At 70.5% G+C, this 14,435-nt stretch carries 10 protein-coding genes and 2 pseudogenes; 2 read left to right on the forward strand and 10 right to left on the reverse strand.

The genetic code is table 11. From position 1 onward, the window contains the following. Positions 1 to 7 precede the first annotated feature (7 nt). The 4 genes and pseudogenes from ACFSJG_RS15290 to ACFSJG_RS15305 form a co-directional block, all read right to left on the reverse strand. Positions 8 to 1,153, reverse strand: a complete 1,146-nt coding sequence (locus tag ACFSJG_RS15290) for a metallophosphoesterase (RefSeq protein WP_378486090.1) — start codon at positions 1,151 to 1,153, stop codon at positions 8 to 10. A gap of 10 nt (positions 1,154 to 1,163) precedes the next feature. Beyond that, a complete protein-coding gene (locus tag ACFSJG_RS15295) occupies positions 1,164 to 2,861 on the reverse strand; it encodes a substrate-binding domain-containing protein (protein ID WP_378486091.1) in 1,698 nt (565 codons plus the stop codon). Positions 2,862 to 3,012: 151 nt separating this feature from the next. After that, positions 3,013 to 5,196, reverse strand: a complete 2,184-nt coding sequence (locus ACFSJG_RS15300; protein WP_378486092.1) for a malate synthase G — start codon at positions 5,194 to 5,196, stop codon at positions 3,013 to 3,015. 368 nt (positions 5,197 to 5,564) lie between these two features. Further along, positions 5,565 to 7,013: pseudogene (locus ACFSJG_RS15305) on the reverse strand (hypothetical protein); the annotation flags it as partial. Here ACFSJG_RS15305 and ACFSJG_RS15310 point away from each other — a divergent pair. Next, positions 7,012 to 7,359: pseudogene (locus ACFSJG_RS15310) on the forward strand (gamma-glutamyltransferase); the annotation flags it as partial. The pseudogenes ACFSJG_RS15305 and ACFSJG_RS15310 sit on opposite strands and share 2 nt — an antisense overlap. Then, entirely contained in the window at positions 7,349 to 7,777 is a 429-nt protein-coding gene (locus tag ACFSJG_RS15315; protein WP_378486093.1) for a RidA family protein, read from the forward strand. The pseudogene ACFSJG_RS15310 and the gene ACFSJG_RS15315, both read left to right, overlap by 11 nt. 3 nt (positions 7,778 to 7,780) lie before the next feature. On the opposite strand, the gene ACFSJG_RS15320 is transcribed toward ACFSJG_RS15315, so the two are convergent. From ACFSJG_RS15320 to ACFSJG_RS15345, 6 genes are all read right to left on the reverse strand, one after another. Beyond that, entirely contained in the window at positions 7,781 to 8,398 is a 618-nt protein-coding gene (locus ACFSJG_RS15320; protein WP_378486094.1) for a PaaI family thioesterase, read from the reverse strand. 227 nt (positions 8,399 to 8,625) lie between these two features. Continuing rightward, positions 8,626 to 9,234 carry a hotdog domain-containing protein gene (locus tag ACFSJG_RS15325; protein WP_378486095.1) on the reverse strand — a complete coding sequence of 203 codons (609 nt, stop codon included), beginning with the start codon at positions 9,232 to 9,234 and terminating at the stop codon, positions 8,626 to 8,628. An 83-nt stretch (positions 9,235 to 9,317) separates the two neighbouring features. Further along, complete coding sequence (locus tag ACFSJG_RS15330) at positions 9,318 to 10,205, reverse strand: 3-methyladenine DNA glycosylase (RefSeq protein WP_378486096.1); 888 nt, start codon at positions 10,203 to 10,205, stop codon at positions 9,318 to 9,320. A gap of 5 nt (positions 10,206 to 10,210) precedes the next feature. Further along, positions 10,211 to 11,299 carry a hemolysin family protein gene (locus ACFSJG_RS15335; protein WP_378486097.1) on the reverse strand — a complete coding sequence of 363 codons (1,089 nt, stop codon included), beginning with the start codon at positions 11,297 to 11,299 and terminating at the stop codon, positions 10,211 to 10,213. Then, positions 11,292 to 12,686: a hemolysin family protein gene (locus tag ACFSJG_RS15340; protein ID WP_378486098.1), complete on the reverse strand. Its 1,395-nt coding sequence runs from the start codon at positions 12,684 to 12,686 to the stop codon at positions 11,292 to 11,294. The genes ACFSJG_RS15335 and ACFSJG_RS15340 overlap by 8 nt, the downstream gene beginning before the upstream one ends. A gap of 255 nt (positions 12,687 to 12,941) precedes the next feature. Next, positions 12,942 to 14,381 (reverse strand): GuaB1 family IMP dehydrogenase-related protein, encoded by a 1,440-nt coding sequence (locus tag ACFSJG_RS15345; protein WP_378486099.1) that lies wholly within the window; start codon positions 14,379 to 14,381, stop codon positions 12,942 to 12,944. Positions 14,382 to 14,435 lie beyond the last annotated feature (54 nt).

Below are 14,435 nucleotides of genomic sequence, written 5' to 3' on the forward strand. Positions count from 1 at the left end.
CCGCAGGTCAGGCGCGGACCAGTTCGATCACCGTGATCTCGGGTGGTGCGCCGACGCGGACCGGTGGTCCCCAGGCTCCAGCGCCGCGGCTGGTGTAGAGCACGGTGTCACCGAACCTGTCGAGACCTGTCACCGACGGCTGCTGCAACGGAACGAGGTAGCCGAGGGGCCACATCTGCCCTCCGTGCGTGTGTCCCGACAACTGCAGGTCGACGCCGAGACGTTCGGCGTCGACGACCTGCGCCGGCTGGTGCGCGAGCAGGATCACCGCCCGCTCGGGGTCTCGGCCGGCGAGAGCTGCGTCCAGGTCCGGCTCGAACGGCGCGGGCGACGTCAGGTCGTGGATCCCGGCGAGGTCGACGACGGCGTCGCCGCGACGGAGCTCGACGCGTGTGTTGCGGAGGGTGTGGATGCCGAGGCGATCCCACAGGTCGAGCCAGCGTCCGCCGTCACCGGCATAGAACTCGTGATTCCCGCTCACCCCGAACACCCCGAGCGGGGCGCGCAGTTCGGCGAGCGGTTCGAGATCGGGGCCGACCTTCGCGACGGTGCCGTCGACGAGGTCTCCGCCGATCAGGATCAGGTCGGAGTTCTCGGCCGCGACGATGTCCACGACCTTCCGGGTGAACCCGATCCCTCGGGCCGGACCGACGTGGAGGTCGGTCAGCAGCACGAGGCGGGTGCCGGCGAATTCGGCGGGAAGCCGTCGCAAGGGGATGCGCACCCGGACCACGCGCGGCGTCGAGGCCTCCACGACGCCGTACCCGGCGGCACCGACGGCGGCCACCACGACCGCGCCGGTCGCGATGCGCAGGAACCGCCGCCGCCCGGGGCTCGTCGGAACGTCGACGCCCCGACGTCGACGGATCACCCGGTCGACTCCGGTGCCGAGCGCGATCACCCCGAGGCCGAGGACCAGGTACAGACCGGCCGCGAGCCAGACCCAGCCCACGGCACCGAGGGGCCGCGCCCACGAGGTGGCGAACACCTCGCCACTGCCGACACCGATCAGTGCGAGCGCCCACAGCACGCCGAGCGCGACGGCGACCGCCGAGCGTGCCCGCGGACCGAGCTCGGTGGGACGGGTGAGCCGTCGGTACAGCCACCAGGTCAGCAGCGCCAGCAGGGCGCCGAAGACGACGAGACGGAGCATGGGACGCCGGTCAGCCGAGCATGCGGGTGACGGCCGAGTCGAACTCCGGGCCGGACGCGTTCGGTACCGCGATCAGGGTGCCTCCGGTGATCGCCGACAGTTGGTGCAGTGTGGCGCGGTCGGAGTTCTCGCCGATCATGATCACGTCGACCTGGACGTGGTGGTCGGGGTCGGTCGCGGAGGTGACCGCGGCGAGGAACTGGGCGCTGCTCATGCTCGTGTCGTCGTTGGGGCCGTCCGTGATCAACAGGACGGAGTTGGTGCTGCCGTTGCTGTGCCCGGACTTCGCGCTCTCGTAGGCCGCGAGCACGGACCGGTACGTGGAGGTGGCGGTCGCCGGAGTGGTGGATTCGAGGGTGTTGCCGATACCGTCCCTGGTCTGGCCGAGGGGAGCGGTGGCGACCGCCACCCGGTAGGGCCGGGATCCGTCGAGGCCGTTCGAGTAGAGCCAGAGCCCGACTTCCGTGTCGTCGGGCAGGGTGTCCAGGACGGTGGTCATCGTGTCGGACACGTTGCTCAGCAGGGTGCCCGAGCCGTCGCTGCGGCTCATCGATGCCGACACGTCGAGCAGGACCGTGGCGGAACGAGGCGTGAAGGACTCCGTCAACGGTGCCAGGACGGCGGCCGCGGTGGTCGCGTCCGCAGGGGCGAGTGAGCCTTCCGGTGGCGTGGTCGTCAGGCCGGCGGCGGTGAAGATGTCGGCCTGCTCGGGGGCTCGGAGGTATTCGGAGAACTGTGCGGCGGCGCGGGACCGGGTCTCGTCCACCCAGGGCGCGGCGAGGATCACGGCCGGATGGTCGGCGACCGGTGTGGCACCGGCGGGGGAGTAGCCGCTCACCGAGGAACTGTCGTAGTCCGCGAGCTGGGTGGCGGTGACAGGGACTGCGTGGAACGGTGCCGCCGCGTGATCGGACTGCATGGCGAGGTCGCGAACGGACTCACCGGGTGTGCCGGAAAGCTCGCCGATCCGCGACCCCGCGGCCAGCGTCGCGAGCGCGGAGCGCGCGTCCGCGGACGCGGCGGCCTCGGCGGTGAGAGGGGCGGTGCCGGTGACGGCCGCGGCGACGGCTTGACCCGTCAGGGTCGCGCTGTCCCAGAACGGGGGTACGAGGAGTTTGAGGCTGCCCCATCCCGGCAACCCGAGTTCCGGCAGCGACTCGGGATCCGACTGCAGGCGCGGCAGGTCCTGCCATCCTATTCCCGCGCGCTTCATTCCGTCGCGCAGGGCGTCCGGAACAGCAAGCAGCACAGGGGAATACGCGATCGGCTTGGGGGCGCCGTCGACGACCCCGGGGTTCGCGGCCAGCGGCCCGGTGGACATCGCGCTCTGCGGGATCCACAGCGCGGGCGGGTTACCCGGCCCGGTCCACTCGGCTTCGCCGGGGGTCGCCAGCGCGGCGGACACCCCGTCCGACGGGGCGGGGTTCACGCTGACCAGGATGCAGTGGTCGCGGACCACGGGCCCGGACTCGTTGTACTTCTCGGCGACGGTGCCGACGAGGTCGGCGAACTCCGGGTCGACGGCGACGTCGAGCTGCGCCTCACCCTCGACGCAGGTCTGGGCGGCGGCGACTCCCTGGTCGAACACACGGTCGCGCAACTGGATCCAGCCGACGACGGCGAGTACGAGCACGATGACCGATGCGAGTGCGATGACGGGGCCTCTGCTGATGCCCCGCCGTTCCCCGTCACCGCGATGAAACCCCACGTCGTCTCCTCGATTCCGGACGCGAGGCCCGCTGTCGATCGGTCAGCCTCGGACAGTGTACGGATCGACGGCGCCGGGGGCTGAACTGCGCCGACAACGGCGAAACGCCGCCCGACCGGAAAGGTCGGGCGGCGTTTCGGGAACTGTGCGATCAGGCGTTCGCGGCCTTGTACTCCCGGCGGCGGCGGTGCAGGATCGGCTCGGTGTAGCCGCTCGGCTGCTTCGCGCCCTCGAGGATCAGCTCCTTCGCGGCCTGGAAGGCGATGTTGGTGTCGAAGTCGGGTGCCATGTTCCGGTAGGTGGCGTCACCCTCGTTCTGGCGGTCGACGACCGGGGCCATCCGCTCGAGGGCCTCCACCACATCCGCTTCGGTGACGATTCCGTGGCGCAGCCAGTTGGCGAGCAGCTGGCTGGAGATGCGTAGCGTGGCGCGGTCCTCCATGAGCGCGACGTCGTGGATGTCCGGAACCTTGGAGCAGCCGACGCCGGCGTCGATCCAGCGCACCACATAGCCGAGGATGGACTGGGCGTTGTTGTCCAGCTCCTCCTTCTTCTCCGCGTCGGTCCAGTCGGTGGACGGGGCGAGCGGGATGGTGAGGATGTCGTCGACGGTGGCGCGGGGCTTGCCCTTGAGCTCGTCCTGCACGGCGAACACGTCCACCTGGTGGTAGTGGGTCGCGTGCAGGGTGGCGCCGGTCGGGGACGGCACCCATGCGGTGTTGGCGCCGGCCTTGGGGTGGCCGATCTTCTGCTCCAGCATGTCCGCCATGAGGTCCGTCATGGCCCACATGCCCTTGCCGATCTGCGCCTTGCCCTGCAGGCCGGCGGCCAGTCCGGTGTCGACGTTCCAGTCCTCGTAGGCGGCGATCCAGCGCTGCTTCTTCATCTCGGCCTTGCGGATCATCGCGCCGGCCTCCATGGAGGTGTGGATCTCGTCGCCGGTGCGGTCGAGGAAGCCGGTGTTGATGAACACGACCCGCTCGCTGGCCTCCTTGATGCAGGCGGCGAGGTTGACGGTGGTGCGGCGCTCCTCGTCCATGATGCCGACCTTGAGGGTGTTCACGGGCAGGCCGAGGACCTGCTCGACGCGGCCGAAGAGCTCGGTGGTGAACGCGACCTCTTCGGGGCCGTGCTGCTTCGGCTTGACGATGTAGATCGAGCCGGTGCGGCTGTTGTCGAGCGGGCCGTTGGAGTCGCTGCGGGTCAGGCCGTGGACGGCGCAGGCGCTGGTGACCAGGGCGTCGAGGATGCCCTCCGGGACCTCGTTGCCGTCGGCGTCGAGGATGGCGGGGTTGGTCATCAGGTGACCGACGTTGCGGACGAACAGCAGCGAACGACCGTGCAGGGTCAGTTCCGAGCCGTCGGGCGCGGTGTAGGTGCGGTCGCCGTTCAGGGTGCGGGTGAGCGTCTTGCCGCCCTTGTCGAACGACTCGGACAGGTCGCCGCGGTTGAGGCCCAGCCAGTTGCGGTAGCCGACGACCTTGTCGTCGGCGTCGACGGCGGCGACGGAGTCCTCGAAGTCCATGATCGTGGTGATCGCGGATTCGAGCACGACGTCCTTGACGCCTGCGGCGTCGGTGGAGCCGATCGGCGAATTGGCGTCGATCTGGATCTCGGCGTGCAGGCCGTTGTTGCGCAGCAGCACCGAGGTGGGGGCGTCGGCGTCGCCGAGGTAGCCGACGAACTTCTCCGGCTGAGCGAGTCCGGTGACGACCTCGCCGCCGAGCTCGATCTTCAGTTCGGTGCCGTCGACGAAGTAGCGGGTGGCCTCGGCGTGGCTGCCCTTGGCGAGCGGCGCGGCGGTGTCGAGGAAGTTGCGGGCCCAGGCGATGACCTTGTCGCCGCGGACCTTGTTGTAGCCGGTGCCCTTCTCGGCGCCGTTCTCCTCGGAGATGGCGTCGGTGCCGTACAGCGCGTCGTACAGCGAGCCCCAGCGTGCGTTGGAGGCGTTGAGCGCGAAGCGGGCGTTGAGCACCGGCACGACCAGCTGCGGGCCTGCGGTGGTCGCGATCTCGGCGTCGACGCCCCCGGTGGTGATCTCGAACGGCTCCGGCGTCGGCAGCAGGTAGCCGATCTCCTGCAGGAACGCCTTGTACGCGACGGCGTCGTGGGGCTGGCCGGCGCGGTCGCGGTGCCAGGTGTCGACCTGTGCCTGCAGGTCGTCGCGCTTGGCGAGCAGCGCCTTGTTCTTGGGGGCGAGGTCCTCGATCACCTTGACGGCGCCGGACCAGAACGCGTCGACATCGACGCCGGTGCCGGGGAGCGCCTCGGTGTTCACGAAGTCGTAGAGAACCTTGGCGACCTGAAGGCCACCGACCTGCACGCGTTCAGTCATTGAACAGCCTCACTTTTCCGCTACCAGAAGCGTCCGCATGTGGGACGCTGTACGGGACACAACAATGTTACCCGGCGGTAGCTTCCCGGGGTTCAGATGGTCCGGGTGGCCGCGCGCCGGGCGGCATCGTCAAACAGTTCGAGAGCACGAGGCGCGGAGGTTGGCGCACCCGGGTGCCACGGGACTGACGGTGCGGGTCGCACGGCGAGTCTCGACGACGACCAGCGGTGTCGCCGGTCGTTACCGATGATACGGGAACGGGTCGGGTCGCCTCGACCGGCTCACCCTCGGCCGGCCACGCACACGATCCCCGCCGCGGTGGCGCGACGGGGATCGAGGTTCGGCCGGTTGCCCGATGTCGGGTCGGGTCAGAAGACGAGCACTGCGAACACCGTCGACAGGATCAGGCCCGCCATGACGGGAACGAAGCACTTGCGGGCGAGGTCGAGGACGGGAACCCGGGCGAAGCCCGCGACCGCGACGAGCGACGACCAGGCGATCAGAACGCCACCGCCGGACCAGATGTTGCCCATCTGGCCGATCGCGGCGAGCGTTGCCGGGTCGATGTCGACGGCCGGGCCGAGCGCCCCGGCGAGCGACCCGGTCAGCGGCAGGCCGCTGAACCCGGATCCGTCCAGGCCGGCGACGAGGCCGACGGCGAGAATGCCGAACGAGGTGACGAAGGCGTTCTGCGGCAGATGCGACTGCGCCGAACTCACCAGGTCGAACAGGAACGCCGGTGCGGTCGCGTCCGCGGACAGACCGAGGATGGTGGCGGAGAAGTCCGAGTTGCCGATGAAGAAGAAGCCCGCGATCGGCAGCACGACGCCCATCGCCTTGAACGCGAACACCAGGCCGTCGACGAGATGGTCGGAGGTCGTCTCCAGGAACCCGCCGCGATCGTTGGACGCTGCCGCCGCGAACAGGATCAACGCGGCGATGCCGCCGACGATCGCCGCCGCGTCGCCACCCTTGAGGGGCGGGACGACCTCGGTGAACTTGCCGAGCATGAGGTAGACGATGAACGCGAGGTAGGCGAGCGGCACGAGCATGGCGAACGCCTTCGCGGTGCCGCGGCGTTCCCGCTCGGTTCCTGTGGGGTCGTCCGGGACGGCGGACTTCTCGGTGACCAGGACCGCGGTCGCCGCACCCGCCGCCTCGGGGCCACCGGCAGGACCGCCGGTCGGAGCGGCCTCCGGCGTGGGTCGTCCGGAGCCGCCACCCGCACCGCCCGGCGCGTCGTCGGGGGAGTCGAGTCCGCGATCGGCCGTGGCCTCCCATTCGGCGAGCAGTTCCGGTGCCGGGGTGCGCCAGGTGCGGCGCTGCACGACGTAGGTGATGACGAGTGCGGTGACACCGACGATCAGGGACAGGACCAGCGCCTTGTCGGCGACGGCGTCCGGATCGGCGCCGGCAGCGGTGGCGGAGATGCCGGGCGCGACCTTGATGATGTAGTCCGACGACAGGGCCATTCCCTGCCCGCAGATCGCGATGACCATGCCGACCGACAGCGGAGTCATGCCGGCGCGGATCGCGACGGGAATGAGCACCGCGCCGACGAGCGGCACCGCCGGCGTGGGCCAGAAGAAGAGCGAGATGACGTAGGTGACGGCGGCGAGAACGAGGAAGCTGCTGGTTCCGGCGCGCATGACCCGCCGGAACGGGGCGACCATCAAGCGGTCCGCGCCGAGTTGACGCAGCGCGCCGAGCATCGCCGTGACCATCGCGATGATCAGGAAGATGTTGAACAGTTCCTTCGCGGCGACCAGGCTCGCATTGAAGATGGAGGAGAGGCCGGTGACGATGCTGCCGGAGAACGTCGGCAACACCCCCGGCGGGGACGGCCAGGTGCAGTGGAACATGCAGCTGCTCTCACACCTGCTCGATCACGGAGTCGACCCGCAGGAAGCGGTGTCCGCCCCGCGGTTCACCGTGTACCCGGGATCCGACGCCAACGTGATCGGCGACCCGACCGAACTACGGGTCGAGGCCGGCGTCGCTGTCGAGGTTCGCGACGAACTCGCGGGTCTCGGGCACCGCGTCACCGTCCTCCCGCCGCTCGGCGCGGAAGGCAGCGCGCAGGTCGTCTCCCTCGACCCGCGCGGCGTGTTCAGTGGGGGCAGTGACCCCCGACAGGAAGGAGTGACGCTTGGTGTCGAATAGTGTTGTCGCCGCACCGATTCCGCAGGGTAGGTACGTGCCGGCGGTCCGGGCGGGGTCCAGTGTCCGCACCGCGGGTATGACGCCGCGCCGCGACGGCATCCTGACCGTCACCGGCCGCGTCGGTGACGACGTGGACGCGGACGTCGCACAGGTGGCGGCGGGAGTGTCCGCCGCCAACGCCCTTGCCGCGATCCGGTCGGTTCTGCCGCCGGGCACGCCGTTCCGGTGCGTCGAGATGGTGGTCTACGTGGCGTGCGCGGAGGGATTCACCGCGCTGTCCGCCGTCGCCGACGGCGCATCGTCGGAGATCGAACGGCAACTCGGCCGCGGCGCCCTCCCGGCGCGCAGCGCGATCGGTGTGTACGCGTTGCCGGGTGGGGCGCCGGTGGAGGTGGCGATCACCGCCCACGTCGACTGACGGTCAGTCGCGCGCCCATGCCGGGGTGATGAACACGCCTTCCGCCTCCACGGTGACTCCCTCGGCGTCGGAGAGGGTGCCGACGACGAACGTCTTCACGCCCTCGACCCGGTCGATACGAGCCTCGGCGTGCAGCGGGCCCAGGGGAGTGGCGCGGCGGTAGCGGAGGGTGAGGGTGCCGGTGAAGTTCGGCTTGTCGCCGGGGCTGGCGGTCATCCCGAGCAGATGGTCGAGCACGAGCGCGCAGACACCGCCGTGCACGTGTCCGGGTGGGCCCTCGTACGCGGCGCCGAGGGTGAACCTGCTGTGGTGTCTGCCGTCCTCGTCGCGCTCGATGTCCAGCGGCGGCGCGATCGGGTTCCGCAGGCCCACGACGGCATTGCCCCACGGCATCCCGGTGCCGTCCGGGGTGAAGCGGACTCCGTACGCGCCGTCGATCTGCCGGTCCCGCAGTCGCGTCGTGGCCGCGCGGACGGTCGCCTCGACGTCCCGGATGACGTCGGCGTCGGTCTCGGTGCGGATGGTCGCGTCGATCAGCTCGCGGACGGCGTCGGCGAGCGGCCCGTACAGGGCTGCGCGGCGGTCGATCTCGACGCCGTCGATGTCCTCGAGCGTGAACACGGAACCTCCAGAGAATTGGACAGGTGTCTAGCTAGAATGAAATCTAGTGGGCAAGCGGGGGTGCTGTCCAGCGCGGGTCTCGACCCGACCGCGCCGGGTCCTTCATGGAGTGACGGAACAGTTCGTCGCCCCCGCCGAACGGTACGACCGCTTCATGGGCCGCTACGGGTCGTCGCCGGCGCCCGCGCCTGGTACGGACGCGGCCGGGTGCGGCCTGACCGGCGGCGTCACGACGCGGGAGCGATGAAGATGCCCTCCGCCTCGACGGTGACGCCGGCAGCGTCCGAGAGGGTGCCCCGCACCGTCGCCTTACGGCCCACGACGGACACCACGTCCGCCTCGCCCCGCAGCGGCCCCAGCGGGGTCGCGCGTACATACCGCAGCGTCAGCGTCCCGGTGAACCGGCGTGCCGCGGCACTGGCCGTCACCCCGAGCAGGTGGTCGAGGACCAGCGCGCAGATGCCGCCGTGCACGTGCCCCGGCGGACCCTCGTAGGCGGCACCCAGGGTGACGTCCGTCCAGTGGCGGCCGGTGTCGTCCCGTTCGATGACCAGTGGCGGCGCGATCGCGTTCTTGAGCCCGACACCTGCGTTGCCCCACGCGAACTGCTCGCCCGTCGCGGCGCGCCTCATCCCGAACGCGCCGTCGATCTGCGTCGCGCGGAGTTTCGCGGTGGCGGCGGCGATCTCGGCATGCACCTCGCGGATCACTGCGTCGTCGACCTCGGTGCGGATCGTCGCGTCGACGAGATCGCGGACCGCGTCCGTGAGCGGCCCGTACAGCGCCTTGCGCCGCTCGAGTTCGTCGCGGTCGATGTCGTCGTGCGTGAGATTCACCTGCGCCACCTTCGTCTTCCGGGCAACCGTCCGGGATCGAATGTAGCGGTCCGCAGGATGCGCGCGGGATCGGTTCCCGGTCGTCAGGACCGGAACGTGAGCAGTTCCCGGCAGCGTACGAGGAGCTCGGCTCGCAGCGGTTCGGCCCGCTCGGCCAGCGACTGCTGCGCGCGCACGTAGTCGGCGCGGCCCGCCGCGGTCTCGATGGGCACCGGCTCGTAGCCGAGTTCGCGCAGGTCGTACGGGCTCGCCCGCATGTCCAGCTCCCGCGCGTCCATCGCATGCTCGAAACAACGGATCAGCAGGTCGGAGTCGACCAGCGGCACCAGCTTGTAGCACCACTTGTAAAGATCCATCCCGGCGTGCAGGCAGCCGGGCTGCTCCCGCGCGGCCTGCTCGTCGCGCGAGAGCGGGACCTGGTTGCGGCCCACCGCGTCCGGCGTGAAGAAGCGGAACGCGTCGTAGTGGGTGCAGCGCAGCGACATCGACTCGACGACCGCGTCCGTCCCGTCCGCGCCGAGTCGCAGCGGCGTCCCCGAATGCCGGACCGCGTCGGCCCCGCCCCGGTACACCATCGCCCACTCGTGCAGACCGAAACAGCCGAGCTGGGCGGGCCGCGACTGCGTGCCCGCCAGCAGGCGTTCGGTGAACTCCAGCATCGTCCGCCGCCGCTGCACGAGTGCCGGGTCGGCGGTGACCCCGCCGTCGACCTCCCGATAGCCGGAGTACTCCGCGTAGCGGCGCGCGGCATCGCCGCCGAGCACGATCCCGAAACCGGGATGCCAGCGCCGCAACTGCGCAGGCCGGAGGCTGTAGTAGGTGAACAGGAAGTCCACCACGGGATGCGTGACGCCGTGCGACTGCCGGTCGACGTGCGCACCGATCAGTTCGTCCACCCGATGCCGGTACGCGTCCCGCCGCGTCGTCCACTCCGACTCGGGCAGGACGACGCGGTGTTGGACGGAACTCACCGCGGTCACGGCGTGTGCTGTCCGGGGACGGCGTCCGTGATGCGATGGGTGCCGTCCCGCACCGTGCCCACGAACTCCTCGACCAGGTCCTCGAGTGCGACGATGCCCAGGCAGACGCCGTCGGCGTCGACAACCTCCGCCAGATGGCTGCTCGCCCGCCGCAACACGGCGAGCGCCTCGTCCAGCGGCGTCTGCACCAGCACTCGCGGCCACGGACGGATGTCGGCGCGTGGAACCACCGTGTCCGGACCCGCATGCTCGTCGAGCACCTCGTCGAGGACGTCCTTCAGGTGCAGGTACCCGGCGAGGGTGCCGTCCGGCAGCGCCGCCGGGTAGCGCGAGTAGCCGGTCTCGGCGACGGCCTCCTCGATCTCCCCGAGCGTCGTCCCGCGGTCCGTCAACGGCACGGTCCGCACCTTGTCGAGCGGAATGAGCACGTCGGCCACCGTGCGGCCGGAGGTGTGCAGCGCCTGCGTGAGCCTGCGATGCTCCTCCTCGTCGATCAGACCCTCCGAGCGGGACTCGCCGATCATCTCGGTCAGCTCGATCTCGGAGACGGTGCTGTCGAGCTCGTCCTTCGGTTCCACCCGCAGCAACCGCAGCACCGAGTTCGCGGCCCAGTTGTAGAACGCGATCAGCGGCTTCGCGAACTTGATGAACCCCAGGTGCGCGGGCACCAGCAGCATCGCCGCCCGCTCGGGGCCCGCGATCGCGATGTTCTTCGGCACCATCTCCCCGAGCAGGATGTGCAGGACCACCACCAGTGCCATCGCAATGGTGAACGCGATCGGATGCAGCAACTGGTCGGGCAGACCCACCCAGTCGAGCGGCTTCTCGATCAGATGCGCGATCGCCGGCTCGCCGACCCGGCCCAGCAGGATCGAGCAGATGGTGATGCCCAGCTGCGCCGCGGCGAGCATCAGCGACAGGTTCTCGCCGGCGCGGATCACCGTGGCGGCCCGCTTCTTACCCTGTGCGACCAGGGCCTCGAGCCGGTCGCGGCGAGCCGAGATCAACGCGAACTCGGCCGCGACGAAGAAGGCGTTGCCGCCGAGCAGCAGCACCGTCAGGAGAACGCCGAACAGGTCATTCATCGTCGGCCTCCTCGTCGGTGCGGGCGCGGAAGGCGGCGAGCGTCTCCGCGGGGACCGGAGTCAGGACGATCCGGTCGATGCGGCGGCCGTCCATCGCGGCGACCCGGGCGAGCCAGCCGCCTGCGCCGTCGCTGGGCTGCGCTTCGGAGCCGTCGGGTGCGGGCAACTCCACCTCGTCACCGACCTCGGGAATCCTGCCGAGCCGTTCCAGGACGAGACCGCCGATGGTGTCGTACTCGCCTTCCGGTGCCGCATAGCCGGTTGCGTGGCGGATCTCGTCGATCCGCAACAGTCCGGCGCAGATCCAGCCGTCCCCGGAGCGCTGCACGTCGATCTGCTGGTCGTCGTGCTCGTCGCGGACGTCGCCGACGATCTCCTCGATCAGGTCCTCCATCGTCACCAGTCCCGCGGTGCCCCCGTACTCGTCGACGACGAGCGCCACCTGCATGCCGTCCGACCGCACCTGTTCCATCAGCGCGTCACCGTCGAGGCTCGACGGAACGACGGGAACCTTCTGCGCGAGCACCGACAGCCGGGTCGCCGAACGGGCCGCCGCGGACACCGTGAACGCCTGCTTCACGTGCACCACGCCGACCGTGTCGTCCAGGTCCCCGTCGACGACGGGGAATCGGGAGAAGCCGGTGCGGGACGCGACGTCGAGCAGGTCCGCGACAGTGTCGTGCAGCTCCAGGGTCTCGATCTTCACCCGCGGCGTCATCAACTCCTCCGCGGTGCGCTCACCGAACCGAAGCGACCGGTCCACCAACAGCGCGGTGCCCGGATCGAGGGTGCCGCTACGGGCACTGTTGCGTACCAGGGAACCGAGCTCCTGCGGCGACCGCGCCGACCGCAGCTCCTCCGCCGGCTCGACACCGAGACGGCGCACCACCCAGTTCGCGGTGCCGTTGAGACCGTCGATGGCCCAACGGAACACCGTCGAGAACCAGGCCTGCGGTCCGGCGGTCGCGCGCGCCGTCGCGAGCGGACGCGCGATCGCGAGGTTCTTCGGGACGAGCTCACCGAACACCATCGACAACGACGTCGCGAGGATCAGCGCCAGCGCCAGGGACACCCCCGACGCCACCGACGCCGAGACGCCGACGGCGGTGAGCAGCGGGGTGATGAGCTTCGCCAGGACCGGCTCGGCGATGTAGCCGGTGGCCAGCGTGGTGATGGTGATACCGAGCTGCGCACCCGACAGCTGGAAGGACAGGGTGCGGTGCGCCCGCTGCACCTGCCGCGCGCGGCGGTCGCCGTCGCGGGCATGCGCGTCGACGGTGCTGCGCTCGAGGGCGGTCAGGGAGAACTCCGCGGCGACGAACACCGCGGTGCCTGCGGTCAGGGCGAGAAAGCCGAGCAGGCTGACGACGGTCACTGCGATCTGCATCGTCTATCGCCGCCCGGAGTGGGTCGGGATGGGGCCGCCGGGTTTGTCACCCGGCTCGGTAGAGGAGCCCTCCGTCGTGGAGCTGTCGTCGCCGGAGCCGGCGTCGTGCGCCGATTCGGGTGCCTCGGGCACCTTGATCCTTTCGTCGTGCCCGGAAGAGTGCCGGGCGCACACTGTCTGGAAAGCGGCCATTCTACCGCCCGTGACGCGCGAAGCGGGCAACCCGCGACGCGCGCCACAGGTCGGGAGTGCGGGTCACCAGCCGGTCGGCAGGGGCCGTCCCTCGGCGAAACCGGCCGCGGACTGCACGCCCAGCACAGCCTTGTCATGCAGTTCCTCGATGGTCCGGGCACCCGCGTAGGTGCAGGTGCTGCGGACACCGGAACAGATGTGGTCGATCAGGTCCTCGACACCCGGGCGATGCGGGTCCAGGCGCATCCGGGAACTGGAGATGCCCTCCTCGAACAGCGCCTTGCGGGCGCGGTCGAATCCGCTGTCGGACGCGGTGCGGGCGGCGACGGCCCGCTTGCTCGCCATGCCGAAGCTCTCCTTGTAGGCGTTGCCGTCCTCGTCGAACCGCAGGTCGCCCGGTGACTCGTAGGTTCCGGCGAACCACGAGCCGATCATCACGTTCGACGCACCTGCCGCGAGTGCCAGCGCCACGTCCCGCGGATGCCGGACACCGCCGTCTGCCCACACGTGCGCACCGAGTTCCCGTGCCGCCTCCGAACACTCCGCGACCGCGGAGAACTGCGGGCGGCCGACGCCGGTCATCATCCGGGTCGTGCACATCGCGCCGGGGCCGACGCCGACCTTGACGATGCTCGCGCCCGCCGCGACGAGGTCCCGGGTACCGGCCGCCGACACGACGTTGCCCGCCACCAGCGGCACACCCAGGTCGAGGGCCGCCACCGCGGACAGTGCCTCGAGCATCTTCGCCTGGTGCCCGTGCGCGGTGTCCATGACCAGCACGTCGGCACCGGCCTCCACCAGCGCCTTCGCCTTCGCGGCGACGTCACCGTTGATGCCGACGGCCGCGGCGATGCGCAGCCGTCCGGCGTCGTCCAGCGCCGGGGTGTAGATCCCCGCGCGGATGGTGCCGGTACGGGTCAGAACCCCTTCGAGTCGGCCGTCGCCGTCGACGACCACCGCGATCGGATCGTGTCGGGTCTCGAGCAGGTCGAACACCTCACGCGCCGACGCCGTCGACGGCGCGGTCACGAAGTCGGTGGCGGCGACTGCGCTGAGCCGCGTGAACCGGTCCACGTCCGCGCAGGACGCCTCGGTCACCACGCCGACCGGCCGGTTCCCGGCATCGACGACGACGATCGCGCCGTGCGCCCGCTTCGGCAGCAGCGCGAGCGCGTCCGAGACCGAGGCGTCGGGGCCGAGGGTCACCGGTGTGTCCGCGACCAGGTGCCTGCCCTTGACGAAGGCTACGGTCTCGGCGACCGCCGACGTGGGGACGTCCTGCGGGATCACGACGATGCCGCCGCGCCGCGCGACGGTCTCCGCCATTCGTCGGCCCGCGACCGCGGTCATGTTCGCGACGACGATCGGGATGGTGGTACCGGAGCCGTCCCGCGTGGACAGGTCCACGTCGAAGCGGGATGCGACGTCAGTGCGGTTCGGCACCAGGAACACGTCGTCGTAGGTCAGGTCGTAGGGCGGAGTCTGTCCGTCGAGGAAGCGCACGTCAGTCCACGGTACCGGGTGACGGCGTCCGGCGTCGGTCACCGGATCCGGACA

This window comes from Rhodococcus gannanensis, from assembly GCF_042681175.1.
GTDB lineage: Bacteria > Actinomycetota > Actinomycetes > Mycobacteriales > Mycobacteriaceae > Rhodococcus_G > Rhodococcus_G gannanensis.